The organism is Stenotrophomonas sp. T8 (genome assembly GCF_051853085.1).
In the GTDB taxonomy this organism is placed as follows: domain Bacteria; phylum Pseudomonadota; class Gammaproteobacteria; order Xanthomonadales; family Xanthomonadaceae; genus Stenotrophomonas; species Stenotrophomonas sepilia.
This window is the reverse complement of the sequence record NZ_CP195329.1, coordinates 3,714,005-3,728,616: the sequence shown is the minus strand read 5'-3', so window position 1 is coordinate 3,728,616 and position 14,612 is coordinate 3,714,005. Positions and strand designations below refer to the sequence as shown.

Below are 14,612 nucleotides of genomic sequence, written 5' to 3'. Positions count from 1 at the left end.
CATTCCCATGAGCTTCTCCCCCCAGGAAGCCCTGCAACGCACCATCGAGCACCGCGAGATCTTCTTCGACGAGATGGTCGACCTGATGCGGCAGATCATGCGCGGCGACGTGTCGCCGATGATGACCGCCGCCATCCTCACCGGCCTGCGGGTGAAGAAGGAGACCATCGACGAGATCGCCGCCGCCGCCACGGTCATGCGCGAATTCGCGCTGGCGGTGCCGGTGGCCGACAGCACCCACCTGGTCGACATCGTCGGCACCGGTGGCGATGGCTCGCACACCTTCAACATCTCCACCTGCGCGATGTTCGTTGCGGCTGCGGCCGGTGCGCGCGTGGCCAAGCACGGCAACCGCAGCGTGTCGTCCAAGTCCGGCAGCGCCGATGCGGTCGAGGCGCTGGGCGCGGCCATCGAGCTGCAGCCAGCGCAGGTGGCCGCTGCCATCGAGCAGACCGGCATCGGCTTCATGTTCGCGCCGATCCATCATCCGTCGATGAAGGTCGTCGCGCCGGTCCGCCGCGAGATGGGCGTGCGCACCATCTTCAACATCCTTGGTCCGCTGACCAACCCCGCCAGCGCGCCGTCGGTGCTGATGGGCGTGTTCCATCCTGATCTGGTGGGTATCCAGGCGCGCGTGCTGCGCGAGCTGGGCACCGAGCGCGCCATGGTGGTCTGGGGCCGCGACAACATGGATGAGATCTCGCTCGGCGCCGGCACCCTGGTGGGCGAGCTGCGCGACGGCAAGGTGCGCGAGTACGAGATCCACCCGGAGGACTTCGGCATCGCCATGTCGGCCAGCCGCAACCTGCGCGTGGACAGCCCGGAGCAGTCCATCCAGATGCTGCGCGCGGTGCTGGACAACGAGCCCGGCCCGGCGCTGGACATCGTCGCGCTCAATGCCGGCGCCGCGCTGTACGTGGCCGGCGTGGCCAGCGACATCGGTGATGGCCTGGCCCGTGCCCGTGCCGCCATCGCCAATGGCAGCGCCCGCCAGCGCCTGCAGCAGTATGTGGAGACCACCCGCGCGCTGGTTGCCTGAGCGCGCGGTTCAGCCTGACCCCGTCGATGGCCGATAATGGCCGTCCTCAGCGCCCCCGCACCGAATCGAAGACGATGAGCGACATTCTGCAGACGATCCTGGCCCGCAAGGCCGAAGAAGTGGCCCAGCGCCGCGCCCAGCGCCCGCTCGAGGAGCTGCAGGCCGCCGTGGCCAGCGCCCCGCCGGTACGTGGCTTCGTACGCGCGTTGCAGGCGGCCGTGGCCAACGGCGACCCGGCGGTGATTGCCGAGGTGAAGAAGGCCAGCCCGTCCAAGGGCGTCATCCGCCCCGATTTCCGGCCGGCCGATATCGCGGTCAGCTACGAGTTCGGTGGTGCCAGCTGCCTGTCGGTGCTGACCGACGTGGACTTCTTCCAGGGCGCCGATACCTACCTGCAGCAGGCCCGTGAAGCCTGCACGCTGCCGGTGCTGCGCAAGGACTTCGTGATCGACGCCTACCAGGTGTACGAGGCGCGCGTGCTGGGCGCCGACTGCATCCTGCTGATCGTCGCCGCGCTGGACGACACCCAGCTGGCCACGCTGTCCGAACTGGCGCTGTCGCTGGGCATGGACGTGCTGGTGGAAGTGCACGACATCGACGAGCTGGAGCGCGCGCTGCAGGTGCCGGCGCCGATGATCGGCATCAACAACCGCAACCTGCGCACCTTCGAGGTGTCGCTGCAGACCACGCTGGACATGCAGCAGGCGGTGCCGCGTGACCGCCTGCTGGTCACCGAGAGCGGCATCCTCGGCCCGCAGGACGTGGCGCTGATGCGCGATGCAGGCATCCATGCCTTCCTGGTCGGCGAGGCCTTCATGCGCGTGGAAGAGCCGGGCGAGGGCCTGCGTCAGCTATTCTTCGCAACATGACAACGCACTATCCGACGCCGCGCGAGGATGCGCCGCTGGTGGTCTTCGACTTCGACCACACCCTCTACGACGGCGATTCGGGTACCCACCTGTTCGCCTCGCTGATCAAGCGCAACCCGTTGCGCATGCTGGCGGCGCTGCTGGTCACGCCGATTGCCGGGCCGATGGTGGCGATGCTGCCGACCCGTCGCGCGGGCATCTCGGTCTATGTGTGGATCGGCAGCTTCGGCCTGCACCGTGCGCGCGATTTCAACAAGGTGATCGACGCCTACGTGCTGCGCAACCAGGCGCAGATGCGCGCCAAGCTGCTGCCGCAGGCGCTGGAGGTGTTCGCCGCGCACCGCGCCAAGGGCGATCGCGTGGTGGTTGCCACCGGCGCGCCGCCGGAGCTGGCCCGCGCGATCCTGGCCTTCGTCGCCCATCAGGACGTACCGGTGATCGGTACCGAGGTCGGCCCGCGGCTGGGCGGTGTTGGCCCGACCCGGCACTGCCACAACGAAGAGAAGATGCGCATGCTGCGCGAACGCGGCTATGGCGACATCGATATCGCCTACTCCGACAGCACCGCCGACCTGCCGCTGCTGCTGGCGGCCAAGGCGCCGGTGGTGGTGAACCCGAAGCCGGGGCGGGTGGCGTTTTTCCGCCGCGTGCTGCCGGCCGGCACCCGCATCCTCAACTGGGGATGCGTGGATCGCGGCGGCGACAAGGCCTGACCCGCGCCTGTTGTAGAGCCGAGCCATGCTCGGCTGCTCTTCGTTGCGGGATCCGTGCGTCCTCAGCCGAGCATGGCTCGGCTCTACAGGGGATGCTTCAGCGGTAGAGGTGCCCGTACACCGCATGCCCGATCTGGAACAGGCTGATGCCCAGCACCAGCACGCCGACGGCCACCAGCACCCAGCGCTCCTTCACCCGCTTGACCAGGATCGCCGCCACCGGCGCGGCCATCATGCCGCCGATCAGCAGGCCGGCGACGATCTGCAGATGCTGCACGCCCATCGACAACAGGAAGGTCGCTGACACCGTCAACGTGACCACGAACTCGGCTGCGTTGACTGTTCCGATGGTGGTGCGCGCCTGGCCGCCGCGGGCGAGCAGGGTGGACGTCGCGATCGGCCCCCAGCCACCGCCGCCGCTGGCGTCGAGCAGGCCGGCGAAGAAGCCCAGCACCGGCACCCGCCGGATCTCGCCCTTGGGCATAAAGCGCCCAGCGGCGCGGGCCAGGATGATGATCGCCAGCACCAGCAGGTACAGGTAGATCAGTGGCCGGATGATCTCGCCCGGGAGCTGCGTGAGCACGTACGCGCCCACGGCACCGCCCACTGCGCCGGGCAGGGCCAGGCGCACGAACAGGCGTTTATCGACATTTCCGGCTGCGAGGTGCGACACCCCCGAGGCGCCAGTGGTGAACACTTCAGCGGTGTGGATGCTGGCGCTGACCTGTGCCGGGGGCAGGCCCATGCTGAGCATCACCGACGAGGACACCAGGCCGAAGGCCATGCCCAATGCACCGTCCACCAGCTGTGCGCCGAGGCCGATGAGAATGAACCACCAGAATTCGCTGCTCAGCTCCATGTACCGAGCCTAGCTCAGCGGGCCGCGCAGGGGCCGTGTAGAGCCGAGCCCTTGCGCGGCTGCCTTTGACGTACCGCAGCCGAGCGTCGGCTCGGCTCTACAGGATGGCTCCGGCAGCGTTGGGTTGCCTTGCAATCAACGGGTGCCGTACAGCACCACGGTCTTGCCGCGGGCATGCAGCAGGCCGTCGGTCTGCAGCTTCTTCAACACGCGGCCGGCCATTTCGCGCGAGCAGCCGACCAGTCGCGCCAGTTCCTGTCGCGAGACGCGCAGCTGGCTGCCCTGCGGGTGGCTCATCGCCTCCGGTTCCTGCGCCAGGTCGTGCAGGGTGCGCACGATCCGGTCGGTAACGTCCAGGAATGCCAGGCGGCTGGCCTTGCGGCTGGTGTCGAGCAGGCGCTTGGAAATCTGCTGGCCCAGCGCATACAGCAGGCGCGGGGCATCGGCCGACAGCGGGCCGAGGAACAGCTGATGCAGGCGCTCGTAGCTGATTTCAGCCAGCTCGCAGGCGGTACGGGTCCGCAGGATCACCTCGCGGCGGTCCGATTCGACGAACAGGCCCATCTCGCCGACGAACTCGCCGGCACCGAAGTAGCCCAGCACAAGCTCGCGATCGTCATCTTCCTCGGCCATGATCGAAACCGAGCCGCTGATGACGTAATACAGGGTTCCCGCCGGGTCTCCGGGCCGGAAGACGTCGGTACGGGTGGGATATCGCCGCCTGTGGCTGTGCGCCAGGAAACGATCGATTGTGGCGATATCCAGGGCCAGTGGACTGCTAGCTAGGCGCACGGTTGACACGATAGGAGCGCTCCCTCTGCGCATGAACGGATTCACGGGGTCGATAGCGGAGCTTAACCAGCGCAATTGTTAAGGGCAAACAGTGTGCCAGAACTCTTGCGTCTTCACGTTCCCCCCGGGGGCAGTTTGCCCCATAATTCCCCCTTTCCCTTCTTACACAGGAATCGACCGCCGTGGTCAAGCCGTTGCCTCGCCTGAGGCTGCAGGGTTTCAACAACCTCACCAAGGCGCTGAGCTTCAACATCTATGACGTGTGTTACGCGCGCACCGAAGAGGAGCGTCAGCGTTACATTGAATACATCGATGAAGAGTACAACGCCGACAGGCTGACTCAGATCTTGACCGATGTCGCCGAGATCATCGGCGCCAACATCCTGAACGTGGCCCGCCAGGACTACGATCCGCAGGGTGCCTCGGTGACCATCCTGATCTCCGAAGAACCGGTGATCGACAAGAAGCTGGCCGGCAAGGAGCTGATCTCCGACGCCGTGGTCGCGCACATGGACAAGAGCCACATCACGGTCCATACCTACCCGGAAACCCATCCGCAGGAAGGTATCGCCACGTTCCGCGCGGACATCGACGTGGCCACCTGTGGCGTCATTTCCCCGCTGAAGGCCCTGAACTACCTGATCGAGAGCCTCGAGTCGGACATCGTGATCATGGACTACCGCGTCCGTGGCTTCACCCGCGATGTGAAGGGCAAGAAGCACTTCATCGACCACAAGATCAACTCGATCCAGAACTTCCTGGCCAAGAACATCAAGTCGCGTTACGAGATGTTCGACGTCAACGTCTACCAGGAGAACATCTTCCACACGAAGATGCACCTGAAGGACTTCGACCTGGACCAGTACCTGTTCGAGGAAAAGGCCAAGAACCTCTCGTTCAAGGAACGCATGAAGATCGAAGCGCTGCTCAAGCGCGAGATCGAAGAGCTGTTCCACGGCCGGAACCTGTCCGAGTAAGTCCCATGTGCGATGCCCGCAGGCATCGCCACCCAGGCGGGACGACCCGCCCCGTGGAACCAGTGCCCCACACACGTTACAGTTCCACGGTGATGTACCGACCCACGGCCCGGTGTGAAAACACCGGGCCGTTTCGTTTTTCTCAAGAAAGGTAAGGAGCCCCCACCCATGCCCTGGATCTACCTGCTGCTGGCCGGCCTGTTCGAGATCGGTTTCGCCCTCGGAATGAAGTACTCCGAAGGCTTCAGCAAACCCCTGCCCACCGTTGCCACGGTGGTATCGGCCCTGATCAGCCTGTACCTGATGAGCCAGGCGATGAAGAGCATCCCGGTCGGCACCGCCTATGCGATCTGGACCGGCATCGGTGCCATGGGCGTGGCTGTGCTCGGCATCTACCTGTTCAATGACAGTGCGTCGCCGGCCCGCCTGGCCTGCGTGGGCCTGATCGTGGCCGGCGTGATCGGCTTGAAGCTGGTGTCGCCCAACTGATGGATGGCCCGACCAACGGTCGGGCCCCACCGTCGCCCCCCGCACCTCCTGGTAGGCCCGCACCGTTGGTGCGGGCGACCCTTCAAATGCGGTAGGCGATGGTCTTCATCACCCTGGAGGCCAGCGCCATCACGCCCGGGATCGGGAACGGCAGGCGGCGTGCGCCGGCCTGCTCGGCGTGCTCCGCATGGCGGGCTTCGTCTTCCTTCATCACCTCGATGACCGCACGGCTGCGCAGGTCGCCGGCCGGCAGGTCGACCAGGTGCTCGTCCAGATGGGCTTCCACCTGGCGCTCGGTTTCGACCACGAAACCGAGGTTCCAGCCGTCGCCGCGCAGCCCGGCCAGGGTGCCGATGGTGTAGCTGCCGGCGTACCACAACGGGTTGAACAGGCTCGGGCGGCTGCCCAGCTCGCCCAGCCGGGTGGCGCACCACGCCAGGTGGTCGGTCTCTTCCTGGGCCGCTTCCAGCAGGTGTTCACGCGTGGCAGGGTCGCGGGCCACGGCGGCCTGGCCGAAATACAGGCCCTGTGCGCAGACTTCGCCGACGTGGTTGATCCGCATCAGCCCGGCCGCGTGGCGGCGTTCAGCGTTGTCCATGCCCGGCTCGCTGGTGTCCGCGGCCGGGTAGGGGCGGGCCGCCGGCGGGTTGCCGAACACCGTGTCCAAGGCGCGCTGCGCTTCGGTCAGCAGGTGGTCCAGCGGTGTGGTCTGGCGGAGCACGGTCATGGCGGTACGCGGTGGGACGGAAGACCCCTCGATTCTCCCCCGGCTCCGGCCCCCTGCCAACCCGGGACATGGCCGGCTTGCACCGGGGGCTTGACCTGCGTACAATCCCGCCTCTTACGCTTCACCTTTCACAACGCGTGGCAGAGTTCCGGCGAGCCGTTCGCCGCAATGAGCCCGACCTAACATAGAGTTCTTCATGAGCACTTTCACTGCCAAGAACGAGACCGTCCAGCGCGACTGGTACCTCGTCGACGCCGAGGGCAAGACCCTGGGCCGTCTCGCCACCGAGCTGGCCCGCCGTCTGCGTGGCAAGCACAAGCCGGTCTACACCCCGCACGTTGATACCGGCGACTACCTGGTCGTCATCAATGCAGAAAAGATTGCCGTCACCGGCAAGAAGCTGCAGGACAAGATGTATCACCGTTTCACCGGTTACATCGGCAACCTGAAGACCGAGTCCCTGGCCCAGGCGCTGGAGCGCCACCCGGAGCGCGTGATCGAGATCGCCGTCAAGGGCATGCTGCCGAAGGGCCCGCTGGGTCGCCAGATGTACCGCAAGCTCAAGGTCTACGCCGGCACTGAGCATCCGCACGCCGCACAGCAGCCGCAGGTTCTGGATATCTAATCATGGCTATCACTCAAAACTACGGCACTGGCCGCCGCAAGTCCTCCACCGCTCGCGTGTTCCTGCGCAAGGGTTCGGGCAACATCACCGTCAACGGTCGTCCGCTGGACGAGTTCTTTGGTCGTGAGACCGCGCGCATGATCGTGCGCCAGCCGCTCGAGCTGACCAAGAACACCGAAAGCTTTGACATCCTGGTCACCGCCGCTGGCGGCGGCACCACCGGCCAGGCCGGTGCGATCCGTCTGGGCATCGCCCGTGCTCTGGTCGAGTACGACGAAACCCTGAAGTCCGAGCTGCGCAAGGCTGGCTTCATGACCCGTGACGCCCGTGAAGTCGAGCGTAAGAAGGTTGGTCTGCACAAGGCCCGCCGCGCCACCCAGTTCTCCAAGCGCTGATCTACCGCGCCTGGTTGGGCTCCTTCAGGAGCCCGCTGGATGGGAAAGCAAAAGCCCGGCTTCGGCCGGGCTTTTGTCGTTTCGGGGGGGATGCATTTCCGGGTTGCCGGCCAGCGGCCGGCACTACCCATGGTTTCGCATCTCGGAAGGGGTGGGGTCAGAGCCCTTTCCTTGGGAAAAGGATCCGACCCCGGGCCTCTCTCTGGAGAAGAGCCCCCTTGTTGTTCAAGGGGGGGGGGGCGCGCCGACAGGCGCGGGGATAAGGTGGAATGCGCGACCAAATCAAAAGCAAAAGGCCAGATCTTTCGATCTGGCCTTTTGCTTTTAATTTGGCTGCCCCGGATGGATTCGAACCACCGAATGCCTGAGTCAGAGTCAGGTGCCTTACCGCTTGGCGACGGGGCAAAACGTGCAACTATTTTCTCACTTTTCACACTGAAAAACAACTTGATTTTCAGCGTGGTGGCTATGGGTGGACTCGAACCACCGACCCCAGCATTATGAGTGCTGTGCTCTAACCGGCTGAGCTACATAGCCTTGGTGAGCCCGCTATTCTGCGGATGTGTATCGGCCCTGTCAACACTTTTGTGCCGCGCTTGTGGGCCGACAGAGGGCATGGGATAGTCCCGACCAGTAGATTTTCTTAGGAGTCCGCATCGTGATCGATCCGGACGGCTATCGACCGAACGTCGGCATCGTGCTGATGCGGCAGGACGGCCAGGTGTTCTGGGCACGACGCGTGCGCCGGGACGGCTGGCAGTTCCCGCAGGGTGGCATGAACACCGACGAGACGCCTGTCGAGGCCATGTATCGTGAACTGCAGGAAGAGACCGGCCTGCTGCCTGAGCACGTGGAAGTGCTCGGGGCGACGCCCGGCTGGCTGCGCTACAAGCTGCCGGCACGGGCCATCCGCCGCAATGAGCGGCAGGTCTGCATCGGGCAGAAGCAGGTCTGGTTCCTGCTGCGCCTGACCGGCGATGAATCGCATGTGCAGCTGGACCATACCGACTCGCCCGAGTTCGACCACTGGCGGTGGGTGGACTTCTGGTACCCGGTGGAGCACGTGGTGATGTTCAAGCGTGGCGTCTATGCGCGCGCGCTGCGACACCTGGCGCCGTTGGCGCGTGGGGTGGCCGGGCAGGGCGTCAGCGCCATGCCCAAGAGTGCCGCCGAGGCCTGGATGCCGGGCCACGCAGCCGGCCACGACAGGCCCCGGAAGCGCACGCCCAAGCGCGGCGGCTACTGGCCGCGCAAGGCCAAGGGGGAGTCCGGGGCGGTTTGAATGGGAGGCCACGCAGGCTGTGGGCCGATTCGTCACAACGCGTCCCCCCCGGCTGTTTCCAGCAGGACCTGGCTGCCCGCCGGGCCGGTCAATCCGACTCTGAACGGTATCGAGAATGGTTCAGGTCTCTGATTGACAACCATTCTCGTTTCCATTGGAATACGCAACAGGCCGCTTCTGGCCTGTCAGCCCGGTCCCCGCCTGTGTACGTCTGCATCTGCAACGGAGTCACCGACCACCAGATCCGCGAAGCCGCCAGCCATGGCGTCAGCACGGTGGCGGAACTGACCATGCGTACCGGTTGCGGTGCCACCTGCGGTTCGTGCCTGGACATGGCCGGCGACCTGCTGGCCAAGGCACGCGCGACGCACGATCTGCCGCTGCCGGTATTGGGCCTCGCCCAGGTCGCCTGATCGTTTCCTCGCGGCCTGTTGACGCCGCGCTTTCGCGTCCTTCACCTGCAACCGCGCAGGCCAATGCGCACGATTCGCGTTCCTTCACCACCGCACGCAAGGCGTTACAGTGCCTGCGTTTTCAGCGTGCAGGAGCATCCCCATGAAGGGCGACACCAAGGTCATCGAATTCCTCAACAAGGTCCTCTACAACGAGCTGACCGCGATCAACCAGTACTTCCTGCACGCCAAGATGCTGAAGAACTGGGGCATCAAGGAACTGGCCGAACACGAGTACAAGGAATCGATCGACGAGATGAAGCATGCCGACATGCTCGCCGACCGCATCCTGTTCCTCGAAGGCCTGCCGAACTTCCAGGCGCTGGGCAAGCTGCGCATCGGCGAGAACCCCACCGAAATCCTGCAGTGCGACCTGTCGCTGGAACGCGATGGCGTGGTCACCCTGCGCGAGGCGGTGGCCTATTCCGATTCGGTTGGCGACTATGTCAGCCGCCAGCTGTTCGTGAAGATCCTCGACTCGGAGGAAGAACACATCGACTGGCTGGAAACCCAGCTCGACCTGATCGAGCGTATCGGCGAGCCGAAGTACCTGCTGAGCAAGCTGGAAGAGTGAATCAGCGGTCCTGGCCGGCGCGATGCTGTGCCAGGTAGCCCGTCAGTGCAACGCGCGCCCGGGCGAATTCCGCAACCAGCAGCGCCACCGCCACTGCGGGGCGCTGCAGGCTGCCACTACGGGTCTCGTGCTCGATCCGCTGCGCGATCGCCGACAGCGACAACGCCCCCACGTTCGCGCTTGATGATTTCAGGCTGTGCGCGACGGCCTGCATGCGCGGTTCATCGCTGTTCCGCGCGGCCAGCTGCAACTGCTGCACCATCGCCGGCGCATCTTCAAGAAATGCCGTGACGATCTGGGTGGCAGCATCGCCGATCACCGCGTGCAGTTCATCCAGCACATCGCGGTCGAGCACCGGTTGTGGTGCTGGCGCCACCTGCTTTTCCGGATTCTGTAGAGCCGCGCCATGCTCGGCTGATGGCGTGCGACTGCAATTGGCCGTCAGGCGAGCATCACCCGGCTCCACAGAAGGCCGTGCAGGTGCTGCGGCTTTACCGCCACCCCAGCGCTGCAGCAGCGCATGCAGCGTTGCGCGCGCGATCGGCTTGGACAGGTAATCGTCCATGCCGGCCTGCAGGCAGCGCTCGCGGTCGCCGGCCATCGCATTGGCGGTCATCGCGATGATCGGCAGTCGCGCACGCCCGGTTTCCGCTTCTTCGGCGCGCCAGCGGTGCGTGGCGGCGTAGCCGTCCAGCACCGGCATCTGGCAATCCATCAGCACGATGTCCAGCCCGCCTTCGCGAAGGGCGGCCAGGGCCTGTTCGCCATCGGCGGCGTTGCGCACCTCGCACTGGAACACCCGCAGCAGCTGCTCGGCCACCATCCGGTTCACCGTATTGTCCTCCACCACCAGTACGCGCAGATGCAGCGGCGGCAGCGTGGCAGCCGGTTGCTCGTGTTCCGCGCTGGCCAGCAGCGCAGCGGGGCGGGCAGAGGCGACCGGTGCCGCCAGCAGTGCATGCAGGGCGGCGTCGTCGAAGTGGGAGGGCAGCTGGCGCTGGCGGGGGCGTTGCGCAATCGCATCCTCCTGCAGCCACAGTACCTGCAGTGCATCGTCGTCGTCGCGTTCCCCCAGTGCGAGCTGCAGCGTGGCCTCGCCGTTGCGGCGTGCGCGCGCATCGACCAGCAGCCAGGCGGGTGCCGGTTTTCCGGGCCGCGCGGGAGCGCGCAGGCGCTCGACCACGCTGTCCAGTTGCGCCAGCACCTCCACCTGCAGTCCATGGTGGGCAGCGATGCGCTCGATGCGTGCCTGCAGCGTTGCATCGGCACTGAACAGCAGCAGCGGTGCCGGCGCGCGCGTCATCGCCGGCAGGTCGCCAGGAACCTTCAGCAGCGGGATCTCGAACCAGAACGTAGCACCCTGGCCGGGCGTGGACTGCACACCAATACGCCCATGCATCAGGTCGATGATGCGCTTGCAGATGGCCAGGCCCAGGCCGGTGCCGCCGTAGATGCGCGTGGTGGATGCGTCGGCCTGGCTGAAAGACTGGAACAGGCGTGCCTGCAGCGCGTCGTCGATGCCGATGCCGGTATCGATGATCTCGAAGCGCAGCTGGTGCTGCGCGGCACCTTCGCCCAGGCGCAGCACACGCAGCTGCACCTGGCCGCGGGCGGTGAACTTGATCGCATTGGCCAGCAGGTTGCTCAGCACCTGGCGCAGGCGCACCGGGTCGCCGCGCACCGGCAGGCGCACCGATGGATCCAGCTGCAGGCCCAGTGCCAGGCCCTTGGCGTCGGCGGCGCGCTGCATCAGCTGCACCACGCCGTCGAGCAGATCGCGCAGGTTGAAGCTGGTGATTTCCAGCTCCAGCGCCTGTGCTTCCAGCCGGGAGTAGTCGAGGATGTCGTCGACGATGCGCAGCAGCTGCTGCGAGCTGGCCGAGGCGGTGGCCAGCATCTGCCGCTGGTCCTCGCCCAGTGGCCCGCGTGCGATCAGCTCCAGCATCGGCAGAATGCCATTGAGCGGGGTGCGGATCTCGTGGCTCATCGTGGCCAGAAACTCGCCCTTGGCAAGCACGGCCGCCTCGGCGGCCTGCTTGGCCTGCAGCAGCTGTTGTTCCAGCTGGCCCTGGCGTTCAGTGGTATGGCGTAGCTGGTCCCGTTCAGCGGCCAGCGCGCCGTGCGTGCGCTGCAGCTGCGCCAGCGCACGGTCGCGCGCACGAAGCCGCAGGCCCAGCGCCATCAGCGCGATGGTGGCCGCGGCGAGGGCAACCAGCAGCACGCCCCACAGCGGCACGTCAGAGCACCGCGTTGTGGAAGTCGAAGTTCAGGTCGCTGCCGGCCGACTGCACCATGTTGCCCTGGATGTAGTCGACGCCGCCGACCCACATCGCCGCCGCAGCCTGCGGATCCTCGATCTGCTGGCCGATGATCTGCAGCCCGGCGGCATGGGCCTGATCGATCGCCTTGCGCAGCTCCTCGCGCGTGGCCGGATTGGCATGGCTGCTGGAAAAGCGCGCAGCCATGCGCACGAACGACAGCGGCAGCTGGTTCAGCAGGGCATCGGCCTCGCCGCTGGGTTCGAACTGGCTCAGGCAGAAGCGCACCCCGGCACTGGCCATGCGCTGGCAGAACTGCTGCAGCGGCACGGTGTGGATCAGTGCGTCCGGCAGGCGCACGTCGATCACCAGTGCACTGCCCGGCAGGTCGCGCTGCTGCAGTGATTCCAGCAGCCAGTCGGCGAAGGCGTCGCGCTGCAGGGTGCGCAGCGACTGCGAGACGAACAGGTTCAGTGGCTGCGTCGCGTGGCGGTACAGGTCCAGCAGCCCCAGCGCGTGGTCCATCACCTGCTGATCGAGATCGGCGATGCGGCCTGCGGCTTCCGCGGCCGGGATTACCTGCCCGGCCGCCAGCACGGTGCCGTCGGCCTGGCGAAGGCGCAACAGCAACTGGTACTGCGCGGTGTTGCCGCCGGCAACAGCGACGATCGGCTGATAGGCCAGTTCCAGCTGTCCTTCCAGCAGCGCCAGGTGTTCCTGTTCGGTGACTGCCTGGCGGTGCACATGGCCGGCCACCCCGGCGCTGAGCAGGCGCGCCTGCAGGGTGGTGCGCTCGACGGCTTCCAACGCACTGCTGGCATCGTCGAAGCCTGGTGACAGCGGTGCATAGCCGACTACGCCGCGCAGGTGCACGGATTCGTCGTCGCGGATCACGAAGGCACGTGCCGACAGCTGCTCGCGCAGGCTGGCAGCGATGCTGTCAAGGGCGTCCTCGTCGGCGCTGCGGGCCAGCAGCAGGAAGCTGTTGTCGTTCAGGCGTGCCAGCAGGTGCGGATGGCCGGCTTCGGCCAGGCGCTGCCCGGCCTGCACCATCAGCCGTTCAAACGCGGCATAGCCATAGCGTTCGCGCAGGCCCAGCGCGCTGGCCACTTCGATGAAGAACACGCCGCCCTGATCGCGGTGGGCGAGTGCGGTGTTGAGCTGCTGCAGCACGTGGTGGCGCGTCGGCAGGCCGGTTTCCGGATTGCTGGTGGCCGGTGCGCCGGTGGCGCCGGGCAGGGTCGCGGCCTGGGCTCGTGCGCGGCGGATGCGGTTGGCCACCGCTGCGATCAGGTGGCGGGGCCGGATCGGCTTGCTCAGGTAGTCGTCCGCGCCGCTGTCGAGGACTTCGAACTGGCGCTCCGGATCCGGATCACCGCTGAGGAACACGATCGGAAGCAGCTGCAGGCCGGGCTGCTGGCGGATCAGCGCGGTCAGGCGCATGCCGTCCAGGCCGGGCAGGTGAAGATCCATCAGGATCAGGTCGGGGCGGTGCTCCTTGATGGCCTGCAGCGCGGCATCGGCATCGTTGTGGACGATCGCCTGCATGCCGGCGCCGTGCAGCACGCTCTGCGCGAACAGGGCCTGCGCGCGATCGTCTTCAACGATCAGCACGCGGTAGGGCGAGTCCGATGGCGACGGGGCCAGATCGTTGTTGTCGGCGTCGGCCAGTGCGACCGGGCCGGGCAGCGGCGGCGGCGCGCTGTTGGCCGGCGTGGACGCATCGGCCGCGACAGGGGATGGGCTCGCCGCCATCGGTGGGACCACGGCCGGAGACGCCGTCTCGGGGGCCCAGCGTTGCCAATGGTCGGCCGGAGGGGTTTCAGCGCGTCCCGGGCGGGCGCCCGCGGGGGATTCGTTTGCGGCCATCGGTGCTCCTGGTGTTCGCGTCCATTATGCGACAAGCCCGGCGCTCAGCCGGTACCGGTGTGCCCTGGCGGTGCTGCCGATGCACCGCGCGCCAGCCAGCGCACGCCCTTCCACAGGGCGCGCCAGACCAGCCACACCAGCAGCGCACCGGCCAGGCTGCAGGCCAGCACCACGACCAGCGCGATCCACGGGTGTGCCAGGGCGAGGGCCAGGCCACCGATCACGACGGTGTCTTCGGCCGCAGAGGCGACCCAGTTGCTGGCCGGTTCCGGCGAGGTGTTGAGCAGGGCGCGGGTACCGGCCTTCAGGCCATGGCTGGCCAGGGCGACGCCGGCACCGGCGGCGAGCGCACCGGTGCCCAGCTGGCCATCCGGCGACAGCGTGGCCGCCGCAAGGAATGCGCCGGCGGGTACGCGCGCGAGCGTCTGCACCAGGTCCCACACCGAATCCACGCCAGGGATCTTGTCGGCGAAGAACTCGGCCACCGCCAGCGCCGCCGAGGTGCCCAGCACCCACCATGATTCGGTGGCCTGCAGGGCGGGGGGCAGATCGACCCAGCCAAGCAGCCCGGCCAGGCCGACACCGAACACGGTGAGGTAGACGCGGATACCGGCCAGCCAGGCCAGCAGGATGCCGATCACGAACAGGTGGGCTTCGGTCATGGCGATGCTCCGGCGACGGAACTGTGCAGG

General features: G+C 66.7%; 16 protein-coding genes and 2 tRNA genes. 10 read left to right on the top strand and 8 right to left on the bottom strand.

Going from position 1 to position 14,612, the window contains the following annotated elements; genetic code table 11:
- Positions 1-7 precede the first annotated feature (7 nt).
- The 3 genes from trpD (at position 8) to ACSDHM_RS17305 (ending at position 2,621) form a co-directional block, all read left to right on the top strand.
- Positions 8-1,039: an anthranilate phosphoribosyltransferase gene (gene trpD, locus ACSDHM_RS17315; RefSeq protein WP_049443905.1), complete on the top strand. Its 1,032-nt coding sequence runs from the start codon at positions 8-10 to the stop codon at positions 1,037-1,039.
- 74 nt (positions 1,040-1,113) lie between these two features.
- Positions 1,114-1,908 carry an indole-3-glycerol phosphate synthase TrpC gene (gene trpC, locus ACSDHM_RS17310; RefSeq protein WP_005419828.1) on the top strand — a complete coding sequence of 265 codons (795 nt, stop codon included), beginning with the start codon at positions 1,114-1,116 and terminating at the stop codon, positions 1,906-1,908.
- Positions 1,905-2,621: a haloacid dehalogenase-like hydrolase gene (locus ACSDHM_RS17305; protein WP_005419826.1), complete on the top strand. Its 717-nt coding sequence runs from the start codon at positions 1,905-1,907 to the stop codon at positions 2,619-2,621. The genes trpC and ACSDHM_RS17305 overlap by 4 nt, the downstream gene beginning before the upstream one ends.
- Positions 2,622-2,718: 97 nt before the next feature.
- On the opposite strand, the gene ACSDHM_RS17300 is transcribed toward ACSDHM_RS17305, so the two are convergent.
- Both ACSDHM_RS17300 and crp read right to left on the bottom strand, forming a co-directional pair.
- Positions 2,719-3,480, bottom strand: a complete 762-nt coding sequence (locus ACSDHM_RS17300; protein ID WP_072168911.1) for a sulfite exporter TauE/SafE family protein — start codon at positions 3,478-3,480, stop codon at positions 2,719-2,721.
- A 135-nt stretch (positions 3,481-3,615) separates the two neighbouring features.
- Positions 3,616-4,305: a cAMP-activated global transcriptional regulator CRP gene (gene crp, locus ACSDHM_RS17295; protein ID WP_010482649.1), complete on the bottom strand. Its 690-nt coding sequence runs from the start codon at positions 4,303-4,305 to the stop codon at positions 3,616-3,618.
- Between the two features lie 149 nt (positions 4,306-4,454).
- On the opposite strand from crp, the gene speD reads away from it, so the two are divergent.
- Both speD and ACSDHM_RS17285 read left to right on the top strand, forming a co-directional pair.
- Positions 4,455-5,249, top strand: a complete 795-nt coding sequence (speD, locus tag ACSDHM_RS17290; protein ID WP_005411315.1) for an adenosylmethionine decarboxylase — start codon at positions 4,455-4,457, stop codon at positions 5,247-5,249.
- Positions 5,250-5,417: 168 nt separating this feature from the next.
- A complete protein-coding gene (locus ACSDHM_RS17285) occupies positions 5,418-5,738 on the top strand; it encodes a DMT family transporter (RefSeq protein ID WP_005419816.1) in 321 nt (106 codons plus the stop codon).
- Between the two features lie 82 nt (positions 5,739-5,820).
- Here the strand turns inward: ACSDHM_RS17285 and coq7 are convergent, their stop codons facing one another.
- Complete coding sequence (gene coq7 / locus ACSDHM_RS17280) at positions 5,821-6,465, bottom strand: 2-polyprenyl-3-methyl-6-methoxy-1,4-benzoquinone monooxygenase (RefSeq protein ID WP_111202298.1); 645 nt, start codon at positions 6,463-6,465, stop codon at positions 5,821-5,823.
- Between the two features lie 196 nt (positions 6,466-6,661).
- Here coq7 and rplM point away from each other — a divergent pair, with 196 nt between their 5' ends.
- Both rplM and rpsI read left to right on the top strand, forming a co-directional pair.
- Entirely contained in the window at positions 6,662-7,090 is a 429-nt protein-coding gene (rplM, locus tag ACSDHM_RS17275) for a 50S ribosomal protein L13 (RefSeq protein WP_005414692.1), read from the top strand.
- A 2-nt stretch (positions 7,091-7,092) separates the two neighbouring features.
- Complete coding sequence (rpsI, locus tag ACSDHM_RS17270; protein ID WP_005411311.1) at positions 7,093-7,485, top strand: 30S ribosomal protein S9; 393 nt, start codon at positions 7,093-7,095, stop codon at positions 7,483-7,485.
- A gap of 330 nt (positions 7,486-7,815) precedes the next feature.
- Here rpsI and ACSDHM_RS17265 read toward each other — a convergent pair.
- Together ACSDHM_RS17265 and ACSDHM_RS17260 are read right to left on the bottom strand one after the other, a co-directional pair.
- Positions 7,816-7,890: transfer RNA gene (locus tag ACSDHM_RS17265), tRNA-Gln, on the bottom strand.
- A gap of 55 nt (positions 7,891-7,945) precedes the next feature.
- A tRNA-Met gene (locus ACSDHM_RS17260) sits at positions 7,946-8,022 on the bottom strand.
- A 121-nt stretch (positions 8,023-8,143) separates the two neighbouring features.
- Between ACSDHM_RS17260 and ACSDHM_RS17255 the strand changes: the two genes are divergently transcribed.
- The 3 genes from ACSDHM_RS17255 to bfr all read left to right on the top strand — a co-directional run bounded on the left by ACSDHM_RS17255 (position 8,144) and on the right by bfr (position 9,793).
- Positions 8,144-8,767, top strand: a complete 624-nt coding sequence (locus ACSDHM_RS17255; RefSeq protein ID WP_005419809.1) for an RNA pyrophosphohydrolase — start codon at positions 8,144-8,146, stop codon at positions 8,765-8,767.
- 203 nt (positions 8,768-8,970) lie between these two features.
- The gene (locus tag ACSDHM_RS17250) at positions 8,971-9,180 is read left to right on the top strand and encodes a (2Fe-2S)-binding protein (RefSeq protein WP_005411309.1); all 210 of its coding nucleotides are present in this window, start codon (positions 8,971-8,973) and stop codon (positions 9,178-9,180) included.
- Positions 9,181-9,322: 142 nt separating this feature from the next.
- Positions 9,323-9,793, top strand: coding sequence for a bacterioferritin (bfr, locus tag ACSDHM_RS17245; protein ID WP_005419804.1), 471 nt, complete (start codon positions 9,323-9,325; stop codon positions 9,791-9,793).
- A 1-nt stretch (position 9,794) separates the two neighbouring features.
- Here the strand turns inward: bfr and ACSDHM_RS17240 are convergent, their stop codons facing one another.
- The 3 genes from ACSDHM_RS17240 to ACSDHM_RS17230 are packed head-to-tail and all read right to left on the bottom strand — an operon-like array spanning position 9,795 to position 14,582.
- The gene (locus ACSDHM_RS17240; protein WP_088497352.1) at positions 9,795-12,029 is read right to left on the bottom strand and encodes an ATP-binding protein; all 2,235 of its coding nucleotides are present in this window, start codon (positions 12,027-12,029) and stop codon (positions 9,795-9,797) included.
- Position 12,030: 1 nt separating this feature from the next.
- Positions 12,031-13,920 (bottom strand): EAL domain-containing protein, encoded by a 1,890-nt coding sequence (locus ACSDHM_RS17235; protein WP_252744861.1) that lies wholly within the window; start codon positions 13,918-13,920, stop codon positions 12,031-12,033.
- Between the two features lie 44 nt (positions 13,921-13,964).
- Positions 13,965-14,582 carry a DUF4126 domain-containing protein gene (locus ACSDHM_RS17230; protein WP_252744862.1) on the bottom strand — a complete coding sequence of 206 codons (618 nt, stop codon included), beginning with the start codon at positions 14,580-14,582 and terminating at the stop codon, positions 13,965-13,967.
- Positions 14,583-14,612: the final 30 nt, after the last annotated feature.

Coding starts and splice junctions, on each gene's coding strand:
- ACSDHM_RS17230 (WP_252744862.1), bottom strand. CDS start 14,582: ATGACCGAAGCCCACCTGTTCGTGATCGGCATCCTGCTGGCCTGGCTG.
- coq7 (WP_111202298.1), bottom strand. CDS start 6,465: ATGACCGTGCTCCGCCAGACCACACCGCTGGACCACCTGCTGACCGAA.
- ACSDHM_RS17305 (WP_005419826.1), top strand. CDS start 1,905: ATGACAACGCACTATCCGACGCCGCGCGAGGATGCGCCGCTGGTGGTC.
- ACSDHM_RS17285 (WP_005419816.1), top strand. CDS start 5,418: ATGCCCTGGATCTACCTGCTGCTGGCCGGCCTGTTCGAGATCGGTTTC.
- trpD (WP_049443905.1), top strand. CDS start 8: ATGAGCTTCTCCCCCCAGGAAGCCCTGCAACGCACCATCGAGCACCGC.
- crp (WP_010482649.1), bottom strand. CDS start 4,305: ATGCGCAGAGGGAGCGCTCCTATCGTGTCAACCGTGCGCCTAGCTAGC.
- ACSDHM_RS17235 (WP_252744861.1), bottom strand. CDS start 13,920: ATGGCCGCAAACGAATCCCCCGCGGGCGCCCGCCCGGGACGCGCTGAA.
- bfr (WP_005419804.1), top strand. CDS start 9,323: ATGAAGGGCGACACCAAGGTCATCGAATTCCTCAACAAGGTCCTCTAC.
- trpC (WP_005419828.1), top strand. CDS start 1,114: ATGAGCGACATTCTGCAGACGATCCTGGCCCGCAAGGCCGAAGAAGTG.
- ACSDHM_RS17300 (WP_072168911.1), bottom strand. CDS start 3,480: ATGGAGCTGAGCAGCGAATTCTGGTGGTTCATTCTCATCGGCCTCGGC.
- rpsI (WP_005411311.1), top strand. CDS start 7,093: ATGGCTATCACTCAAAACTACGGCACTGGCCGCCGCAAGTCCTCCACC.
- rplM (WP_005414692.1), top strand. CDS start 6,662: ATGAGCACTTTCACTGCCAAGAACGAGACCGTCCAGCGCGACTGGTAC.